This window comes from Devosia sp., from assembly GCF_028290625.1.
Taxonomy (GTDB): Bacteria; Pseudomonadota; Alphaproteobacteria; order Rhizobiales; family Devosiaceae; genus Devosia.
The window spans coordinates 166,229-176,011 of record NZ_JAQGJM010000001.1 but is presented as its reverse complement, the minus strand read 5'-3'; the positions used below and the strand labels follow the sequence as shown (position 1 = coordinate 176,011).

The following is a 9,783-nucleotide window of genomic DNA, read 5'->3' as shown; positions in this document are numbered from 1 at the left end:
GGAGCGAGCAAAGATCGCCGGGAAACTTTTCGCGGGGGGTGCAGACGCAGCGCTAGGTCTCCGTCTGCTCATGATCGCTAGAACTGCCCTGGCTTGAGCTGGAAGATGTCAGGATTGGTGGAGTCTTCCGCATAGAGCAAAGCCAGGCTGAGCGGCGTCAGCACGGGCTGGCTGTCGCCAACCTTGTCGTAACTTCCCTGCAGCAACAGCACCGTGGCGTGCTTTTCGCTATCTTCGCCCCGGAACAGCAGAATACCGTCGTTGAGCACGATGCCGCTGCGAACGGTTTCGGGGACGTAGCCGGCGGCGGCGAAATAGGCCACGAGCACGTCGCCATTGGCATAGAGCCGTTGCGCATCGACTGCCGGGTCGATTTGTGGGCTCCACGAAATGCCGACCTGGATCAGTTTGCTGGAGGCATAGCCAAAGACATAGGAGACCTCCGAAATCCCGCCCTCAGGCAGCACGTCTGGCGCCTTGATGGTCAGAACCTTCGTGCGCTCGACAGTGTTGGAACCAACAACGATGGCATCCTCGCCGAGCGCGAAATCGGTCTTGATTGCTGCTCGAACCGCAGCTTCATCCATGCCGAATTGTGCGGAGCGAAATCCCGATACGGAGAGCGGCGCAGGAACGGCAGCGGCCGGAGCTTCCTGGGCAATACTGTAGGTGGGCGCCAGCAGAACAGCGCTCGCGACAAAAAGGGCCGCACCGATAAGGCGCAAGGCGCCCCGCTGCAGCCCGACAGATACGCGGTGAAACAAACCAGCCCCCTCATTCAAGTGGTGGACTGATTCCATGGATACGGAACCGAGTCCATATTCAATTTACGATCGGTAAACCCCGCCCGTTCACATTTGTTTAACAAGGTTAAGCTTGCGTGGGCCTCGGCGCTAATTTGTCAATCGCCGCGAGGCTAAATAAATGCGCAAAGATCGGCTTCAACATCTTATCGCGATGAAGTGCCGCAAGCTTTTCCTGGTCCAGCGCATCGAACGCCTCTTCGTCCAGGACCATCAGCCCATGAACCACATTGGAGGCGCCATCGGCCTGCTTGACGTCGAGCGTGACCGAACGGAGCAGGCCCATGGATTGCAGCGTGTCGCAAAACTGGTCGGACCGCAGCGCGGCCGTGCGATAATTATCGGCCAGGGATAGCGCCTGCTTCAACGCATCGGTCGCCTCGCCGCTTTCGGTGAACAAGCGTTGGCCGTCATCGCGGCCCAAACCGGCAAAGCTTTCATCGATGCACAGGATCGGCTCGCCCTCCGGAACATCACCCATGATGAACGGATAGCGGCGCAGATAGGCGGGCAAATAGCCGGCATCCCATTTCCCCGCCGCATCGATAAAGACATTGTTGCCGGGCCTGGTGCCGACAACGAACACGGCAGCGGGACGGGTCGCGCCGGGCAAAAATGCAATGGGAAGATGCACCGCCGCCGCAACGAATTCCTCGCTCAGTGCGGGAATGAGATTGGCGCCCTCGGCAAAAGCAAGCGGCCGATCGCCGCCCGTCAATAGAAGGTCACGATGGGCTGCGCTATCCAGAGGCACGACGCGATTGTAGAAAAGTGGACTGCTCATGCGACCTCGACCCGTTTTGCGCAGCATTGGCATGAGGCACGCACACTAAGCCGTCAAGCGTTAAGCCGCACAGCGTGAAGGACTGGTTATTTGTACTTATAGCCGGCCAATTGCCCCGGGCGAGCGGCCTTGCGGCTGAGACTGCAAGGCCGCCTGAAACCCGGCGAGTGCTTACAAAATCTGCAACGGCAATTGCTGATAGGAGTCCGCCAGCCATAGCGCCAGCTTCATGATGGTGAAGGTCGGGTTGGCGCTGCCGGCGGTGGGAAACACCGCGGCACTGGCGACGGCGACGTTGGGCAGGGCATGGCAGCGCAGATCGGGGCCGACGACCGAGGTTGCGGGGTCGGTTCCCATGCGGGTCGACCCCGAAGGATGGGCGCACGCCTCGGCCTTGTCGGTAATGTAGCCGTAGGGATCGGTTACCGCCGGATCCCACACCAGCGGGCAAAGGTTGTCGAAGCCGGATCGCAGCCAGTACTGTTTCAGGTGCTGTGTGGTGGCGCGAAAGGTCCGCTCGTCGGAAGCGCGCGGCTTCCAGTCAAATCGGGCCTTGGGTACGCCGAGGCGGTCCTTGCTGTCCGACAAGGTGATGCGGTTCTGCGCATTGGGAAGCTGCTCGATTGACGTCATCAACCGAAAGGCTATGCCGGGAGGCACATAGAGCTGCTTGTGCACCAGCCGCCAGAAGGCGCCTTTGGCAATCAGCCTGAAATCCTTCATCGCCGAGCCGACCTGCCTGAACTCGACTTTTCGCTGTTGCAGCCCGTGGGCAATGCTCTTGATTGCCGCCAGGCCACTATTGGCCAGGTCCATCGAAACATAGACGAACGCACTGGAAACGGCCTCGCTTTCCTGAGCGCCGTGCGACAGCTCCAGATGCAGGTCGCGCCGCGTCCCCTTGACGAACCGGTAGCTCAGCAGATGGTTGGTGAGCGCTGCCCGATGACGATCGACCAGCGCAACTTCGGCCTTGAGGTGGTCCTGGAAGTAGCGTCCCAGCGCATCCGTGCCCGCAAAGGCATGCCGGTCGCTGGCCTCATCAAGCAAGAGCAGCAAGCGCGTGGATTCTATGGTGCCCGCCGCGATGACGAACTGATCCGCCGTTACCTCGATCCGGCGCGCCGTAAGACTTTGCGCCTTGAGTGCCATCAGCCGGCCGGCCTCCCGGTTTAGGCCGAAGCCGCCGACGGTCGCGTTAAGCCAGACCGTTACGTACGGACTCGACCGGAGCTCATCCCCCAGCATGGTGACGATGTTGCACCGCTTGAAGGTTGGGCACTTCGCCCAGCGGGCCTTGAAGTCTTCTTCGTTGGTGGTCAGCAGTCCCGATAAGCCGGGGGTGATTGAATCGATCTCATCAAAGGAGTCGTGCCCCACCGAAAAGAGCGCCTCCAGTTCCTGCTGATAGCCGTCCAGCACAATCTGGTCGATGGGCCATTGGGGCTGAGCGATATGGTGGCGAGTGCTGCTATCGGCCGGGCTGATCGGTATCATCCGCCCGCCCCAGCGCGAGGACGAGCCGCCCAGGCCGCGATAGCGTCCAGTCAGCGCCCGCGAATAGCGCCGGTCCGGATCGTCGATTTCATTGAGGGCATGAATTTCCGGATCGAACCGCAAGCTGCCGCTTTCGAGCACGATGACCTTGCGCTTGCGGCGAGCTAGCCTGGTGGCCAGCAACAATCCTGCAATGCCCGCTCCCACCACGCAAAACGACGCCGTTTCACTGACGTCTGGGCCAGTTACTGACAAATCAAGGATGGCCATCAGGTCCCCCATGGCAAGTGCCGGCAAATCCTAAGCTGACATCACGGGGATGTGTTGTGCACACTATGGGATGGCGACGGCATTACTTCGAGCTATCGCTCAACCATGATCGGGTTATTGTCGACGACGGCCGGCAGCCGCACTCTTGCGGGCGAAAACTGCACCAGTGCCACGGCGTGACCTGGCCGATCGCGGGAGAATTGGCCATGGTTCAGCCGCCCAGAGTGAGTGTCATCATCCCGCATCTGAACGAACCCGACGATTTGCGGCTGTGCCTGCAATCGCTCGATGCGCAGCGGACCCAGGACCTCCCCTTCGAGATCATCGTGGTCGACAACGGTTCGCGCGACATGCCCGACTTTGCCCCGACCTCCTTTCCTGGCGTGCGGCTGCTGCGTGAAACCACCCCGGGACCGGGCCCTGCACGCAATCTCGGCGCAGCCATGGCGGCGGCGCCGATCCTGGCTTTCATCGACGCCGACTGCATCGCCGCCAAGGGTTGGCTGGCCGCAATCGTGCGCGGCTTCGACGAGCGTCCCGAGATCGATTTCGTTGGCGGCGACATCCGCATCCGGCCCGCTGCAGTGGAACGGCTGACCGCGGTCGAGGCCTATGAGAATATCTACAGCTACCGCACGCGCTATTATGTCGAGCACCACGGCTTTGCTGCCACCGGCAACATGGCGGTGCGCAGCGACGTATTCCGCTCGGTCGGCCCGTTTGGCGGTATCGGCACCATGGAGGACACCGAGTGGGGCCAGCGCGCCACCTCCATGGGCTACCTCATCGCCTACCTGCCGGACGCTCGCGTCTATACGCCCTCATGCAGTTCCTTTGCCGAACTGGCGCGGCGTTGGGATCGTCACGTCGCCCATGAATTCCGCGAAATCCGCGGCGCGAAGTGGGGAAAGCTGCGCTGGCTGGGCAAAAGCGTGGTCATGGCGGCGTCGCCTCCGCTTGAGCTGCTGCGCATCTGCAAGTCGGATCGCGTCGCCAACTGGCGCGAGCGCCTGTTGGCGCTGGGCTGCGTCACCCGCGTCCGGCTCTACCGTGCGCGCCGCATGGTGGGGCTGGTCTGGCACGACAATGCCGCCGGCATGGTGGACATGTGGAACCGGGAAAACCGCTGATCCGGCCGCTGCATCAATCGGACTAGATCACTCGGTTCGCCGCCTCATCCGATCTGCCGGGCCTCCATCACATGAGCGAAGTGTGCCCTTTCGGGGCTCATGCAACTGTTGGCAGGCAGGCGATCTGCAAGTTTGGCATCAAGGCGAGGAACCAAGAATGCTGCAGGATTTGATTGGACACTCCAACGACAACATCGCCCGAAGGGGGTTCGACCGGATCGAAGCGCTGGACCCCAAGCTCGCCTCGGCCCGCGAGCGGCTACCAGAACTGTGCGATCTGGCTGTCAATGGGTTGCGGCGCATGGCCCTGCCCGATCTACACTTCCCCCATACCATGCGCGGCGTCGGCAGCCGGAACGGCTCCGGGGTGATCCCCGAAGGCGATAACCTGCGCTACACGATCAACGTCGCACAAGGCCTTGCCTGGACCTCGGAAACCGAGCAGCGCAGCGTGCTGGGTGGCAAGACGGCCGTTGACCTGGCGCTTTCCTGTATCCAGCGGGCGGCAAAGTCTGGCGAGCCGGGCGCGATAGCGCTGGCGGCCTGGGCTGCCGCTGAAACGGCGGGCGTGTTTGCGGGCGATCTGTTTAGGTTGCTCGAAACCAGCCTGAGCCATGACAAGTCCATTCAAACGGTTTCCTGTGCCTGGGCACTGACCGCAGCACTTGCCGCCCGGCATCTTGGCCCGACGGCCGAGGTGCAGCGGCTGGCCAGCCGGATACTCTTGCTGCATGCCCAGTCGGACAGCGGCCTGTTCCGCCATTTCACTCCAGCGAGCGCGGCCGGCTTTGCGCGCGGCCATGTGGGCTGCTTTGCCGATCAGGTCTATCCGATCCAGGCGCTGGCGCGGCTGGGCTACATGGATGGCGATCGCGTGGCATTGCGTGCAGCAGAGGCTTGCGCGGCGCGGATCGTTGCGCTGCAGGGAGAAGCTGGTCAGTGGTGGTGGCATTACGACACGCGCGACGGCAGCGTGGTCGAAGGCTATCCGGTCTATAGCGTGCACCAGCATGCCATGGCCCCGATGGCGCTGCTCGACTTGTATGAGGCTGGCGGCGTCGATCATCGCGCTGCCCTCGCCAAGGGCCTGGCGTGGCTCGATCGACGTCCCGAAAACGATGAGCCGATGGTGTCCCCCGAAGATGGCGTCATCTGGCGCAAAATTGGCCGCGCCGAGCCGCCAAAGCTGGTTCGTTCGGTAGCCGCCGTCACCACAGCCCTCAGCACCGGCTGGCACCTGCCCGGCCTGGACATGGCCTTCCCGCCGGTCAAGGTCGATCGGGAATGCCGGCCCTATGAGTTTGGCTGGATGCTCTATGCCTGGCGCTCGCGCGGCGTGGTGCACGCGCTTCGCAATCAGCCTCGCCGATATTGAGATTGGTGGCCCGGCGGTTCTCGCCGGGCCACACTCTTTTCGGCCTAGGGCTCGCGCAGGCTCTCGTCGAGCCCGCGGATCAGCGGATAGAGGAAATAGGATATCACGGTGCGATCGCCGGCATGGATCTCGGCCGACACGGTCATGCCGGGCAGCATCCGGAACGAGACCGGCACCTGCCGCAACGCGCCCTGCCCCAATGCAATGCGCACCTTATAGAACGCCGCTCCGCCCTGCGGGTTGTCGCCGGCCTGCTTGGCGAAAGAATTCTCACTGATGGAAATGACCTTGCCCTCGATGGTGCCGTGCTCCTGGAACGGGAAGGCGTCGAATTTGATGCGGGCAAGATCGCCGGTGCTCAAATGGCCGATATCGTTGCTGGCGACGGTGACCTCGGCTTCGAGGGGCACATTCAGGGGCACCAGGGTGATCAAGGGTTCGGCGGGCTGCACAACCGAGGCCACCGAGCGCTGAGCCACTTCCAATACCGCCGCATCGGCTGGCGCCGTGAGTTGGGACAACGCTTCGCGCAGACTGACCTTGCGCAATTCCTCGCTGGCGCCCGCCTGCTTGTCCTGCAGGTCCACAAGGGCCTCGAGCAGCACGCGGCGATAGTCCTCGACATAGTTGTGCCGCTCGGCCTTGGTCTGGTCGAGCTGCTGCTCGGCGGCGTCATACTGTCCGCTCAAGCGAGTCAGCGACACCTGGATGTCGAGGCTGACGTCTTGAGATTGCAAGAATGTCAGGCGCGAACCGTTGCCGGTGTCGGCCAGCGAGGCATGCATGGTATCAATCTCTTGGAGGCCCGCCAGCCGTTTGCCCAGCATCGCCTCTTCGGACTTGGTCGCCTGCAGCACCGCTTCGCCATGGGCGATCTGGGCGTCGAAATCATCAAGCTTGGCCTGGTATGCGGCCAGGCGCTGTGCCGCCAGTTGCGCCTGCATCAATGCCTCGGGTGACGCATCGGGCGGGGGCGCGTAGACGGTGCCGGCAAGCTCGGCCTGCAGCCGATCGATCTGCGCCGCGAAACCCGCGAGCTTGGATTGCAACTGCCCCGCATCCGACGAATTGAATGTGGGGTCGAGCGTCGCCAGCAATTGGCCTTTCTTCACCACGTCACCGGGCTTCACCATGATGGACCGGATGATCGAGGTTTCGAGCGGCTGCATGACCAGCGTCGGCTCGCTGGTCGCCAGACGGCCGGGTGCAACGACGATTTCGTCAATCTTGGAAACGCTGGCCCAATAGATGGCGCAACCGATCGCCGCGGCCACCAGGTAAAGCGTCATCCGCGCCGTGATGGGTGGCTTGCGCTCCTCGAGCGCGATGGCATCGGTCTGGAATTCCATGACGGCGGCGCGCTTGACCGTGGGAACCGGTTTGGGCTGTGGCTTTTTGGCGGGCTTGACCACCCTGAGGGCTTTGACTGGCGCGTTCATCCGACGAGCTTCATCTGCTGGTTCCACAACTGGCGGTAGGTCGTGCAACGGGACACCAATTGACCATGAGGTCCCACGTCGACCAGGCGGCCATGATCCATGACCAGGATCGCGTCCGCGTCCGTCAGCATCGACAGTCGATGGGAAACGATAATCACCGTGCGGCCGGCCGCGATCCCCTTGATGGAGCGCTTCACGATGGCCTCGCTCTCCGGATCGAGTGAGCTGGTGGCCTCATCCAGAATGAGAATTTTCGGGTCGGTGACGAGGGCCCGCGCGATCGACAGGCGTTGGCGCTGGCCACCTGAGAAATTCTCGGCGCCCTCTTCGATCAGCGTGTCATAGCCGCGGGGTAGCTGTTCGATAAATTCGACGGCGCCGGCAAGCTTGGCCGCCTCGACGATCTGCTCGAAGGTCGCATCGGGCTTGGCCGCCGCGATGTTGTCGCGCACGGTGCCGCGAAACAGGAAACTGTCCTGCAGCACCACACCCACGCTGCGCCGCAAATGGTTGAGATCGAGCTCGCGCACATCGTGTCCGGCAATACGAATAAGGCCTTCCTGCACCGGATAGAGGCCCTGGATCAGTCGCGTGACGGTGCTCTTGCCCGAACCACTGCGGCCGACCACGCCGAAGACATTCCCGGCGGGGATTTCGAATGATAGATCATTGAGTGCAAAGCCGGCATCCGGCCGGTAACGGAAAGCGACGTTTTCGAACTCGATGCCGCCGATAAGCTCGGGGCGAAGGCCTTCCGTGCGGCCCGCGCGCTCGATCTTCTGGTTCATCACCTCGCCCAGCATGCGCACCGACAGCGCCACTTCCTGGTATTCGTGCACCATGGTGACAATCTGCACCAGCGGCCCCGATACCCGGCCCGCCAGCATGTTGAAGGCGATCAGCACGCCAACCGTCATGGTCCCATCGAACACATGCAGCGCGCCGATACCGATAATGGCGACGCCCATAAGCTTTTCCAGCAGACCGGTGACGGCCTGCGCGGTGATGGAAATGGTCTCTACCTTGAACCGCGTATTGATGGTTTGCGCCGACCTGTCGTCCCACACCCGGCGCTGCAGCGGCTCCATGGCCAGCGACTTCAAGGTGCGGATGCCATGCACGGTTTCCACCAGCAGCCCCTGCCGGGCGCCTTCGGCGGCGTATAGGGCCGCTAGGCGCTTGCGGAACGGCGCGATCAGCATGGCCACCACGAGGCCAATCAGCGCGCTGAATCCCAGCACGATCATCGCCAGTTGCCAGCTATAGAGCATCAGCACGGGCACGAAGACGAACAGCGACATTGCATCCAGCAGCGTCAGGAACAAGCGTCCAGTCAGGAATTCACGGATGCGGCTCGACTGCTGCATGTGCTTGACCAGCACGCCGGCCGAGGACTGCTCGAAGAAGGTGATGGGCAGGTCGAGCAGATGCCGGAATGTGCGCGTGGCCACCCTGATGTCGATGCGATTGGTGGCGTAGATTAGCAGGTAGCGCCGCAGGAACACGAACACCGCCTCGAATAGCAGCGCCACCCCGACACCGATTGCGAGCACGTAGAGGGTGGAATAGCTTTGGTGCACCAGCACCTTGTCAATCACCAGTTGAAAGAAGATGGGTGTCGCCAGGCCCAGCGCATAGAGAAACAGGGCCGCAATGGCGACATCGCCGAACAGCCGCTTTTGGTGCAATATCTCGGGGATGAACCAGCGGAAGCCGAAGGGCTGCTCCGGGTCGGCGATGGCGTAGCTGCGCTTGGCAAGGAGAATGTCGCCCTTCCAGCGCTTGATGAACTGGTCGAGCGGCACCGCGATCGTTCCGCCCGGCACCTCGGCCAAGGGATCGTAGAGCCGCACGATGGCCGTGCCATGCTCATCGCGCTCGCAACCGAGCACGCTGACCCAGTTGCCGTTTTCAAGGCGCGCCAGCGCGGGATAGGCCCCGCCAAGACGCAGGATACCCCCGCGCTTGATCTTGGTTCGGCGCGCCTTCAGCCCGGCATCGCGCGCCATGCGAAGCATTAAATCGAAACCGACGCCTTCATCGCGAATGGCGTAATCGGCGATGAGCCTATCCGCACTGGTCTCTAAGCCGTGGTGACGCAAGGTGGCCGCGAGACATTCCGGGCCGGTCTGGATAGGGGCCTGCATAGCGGTTGGGGTACCGTTCAGTCGAAATTGGGGGACGCATTGTGGCGGACGCCATTGCCGTTCGGCCTGGGCGCGTTGACGGGGATCACCACGTCGTCGGGCTCGTTGCGACGGATAGCGCCGGCCTCGATCAGCCCGTTCATGGCCTTTTGCAGCACGTCGAAGCTGTTGGCGAACCCTTCGAGCGACATCACGATGCGCTGGCGATGTTCCGGCACCAGTTGGCCCATATCATCGCGCATGGTGGTCGACAGGCTCACCAGGTCAATACGCACGATGGTGCCCGTAACGGTGATTTCTCCGATGGCGTCGGCATAGAGTTCGCCCAGCATAATTCT

Annotated in this window: 8 protein-coding genes; 2 read left to right on the top strand and 6 right to left on the bottom strand. The window is 62.5% G+C overall.

Annotated elements, in window-relative coordinates; all coding sequences use genetic code 11:
• Window positions 1–77: 77 nt before the first annotated feature.
• From JWR51_RS00735 to JWR51_RS00725, 3 genes are all read right to left on the bottom strand, one after another.
• Entirely contained in the window at window positions 78–587 is a 510-nt protein-coding gene (locus tag JWR51_RS00735; RefSeq protein WP_299742256.1) for a hypothetical protein, read from the bottom strand.
• A gap of 283 nt (window positions 588–870) precedes the next feature.
• Entirely contained in the window at window positions 871–1,587 is a 717-nt protein-coding gene (locus JWR51_RS00730; RefSeq protein ID WP_299742253.1) for a SapC family protein, read from the bottom strand.
• Window positions 1,588–1,758: 171 nt separating this feature from the next.
• Complete coding sequence (locus JWR51_RS00725; RefSeq protein WP_299742250.1) at window positions 1,759–3,354, bottom strand: GMC family oxidoreductase; 1,596 nt, start codon at window positions 3,352–3,354, stop codon at window positions 1,759–1,761.
• Window positions 3,355–3,560: 206 nt separating this feature from the next.
• On the opposite strand from JWR51_RS00725, the gene JWR51_RS00720 reads away from it, so the two are divergent.
• Together JWR51_RS00720 and JWR51_RS00715 are read left to right on the top strand one after the other, a co-directional pair.
• Window positions 3,561–4,484 carry a glycosyltransferase family A protein gene (locus JWR51_RS00720; protein WP_299742247.1) on the top strand — a complete coding sequence of 308 codons (924 nt, stop codon included), beginning with the start codon at window positions 3,561–3,563 and terminating at the stop codon, window positions 4,482–4,484.
• A 157-nt stretch (window positions 4,485–4,641) separates the two neighbouring features.
• The gene (locus JWR51_RS00715; RefSeq protein WP_299742244.1) at window positions 4,642–5,859 is read left to right on the top strand and encodes a hypothetical protein; all 1,218 of its coding nucleotides are present in this window, start codon (window positions 4,642–4,644) and stop codon (window positions 5,857–5,859) included.
• Window positions 5,860–5,903: 44 nt separating this feature from the next.
• Here JWR51_RS00715 and JWR51_RS00710 read toward each other — a convergent pair whose 3' ends face one another.
• From JWR51_RS00710 to JWR51_RS00700, 3 genes are read right to left on the bottom strand one after another with little or no spacing between them, the layout of a single operon-like run.
• A complete protein-coding gene (locus JWR51_RS00710; protein ID WP_299742241.1) occupies window positions 5,904–7,298 on the bottom strand; it encodes an HlyD family type I secretion periplasmic adaptor subunit in 1,395 nt (464 codons plus the stop codon).
• Window positions 7,295–9,445 (bottom strand): peptidase domain-containing ABC transporter, encoded by a 2,151-nt coding sequence (locus JWR51_RS00705; protein ID WP_299742238.1) that lies wholly within the window; start codon window positions 9,443–9,445, stop codon window positions 7,295–7,297. The genes JWR51_RS00710 and JWR51_RS00705 overlap by 4 nt, the downstream gene beginning before the upstream one ends.
• A 17-nt stretch (window positions 9,446–9,462) precedes the next feature.
• The gene (locus JWR51_RS00700) at window positions 9,463–9,777 is read right to left on the bottom strand and encodes a hypothetical protein (protein ID WP_299742235.1); all 315 of its coding nucleotides are present in this window, start codon (window positions 9,775–9,777) and stop codon (window positions 9,463–9,465) included.
• Window positions 9,778–9,783: the final 6 nt, after the last annotated feature.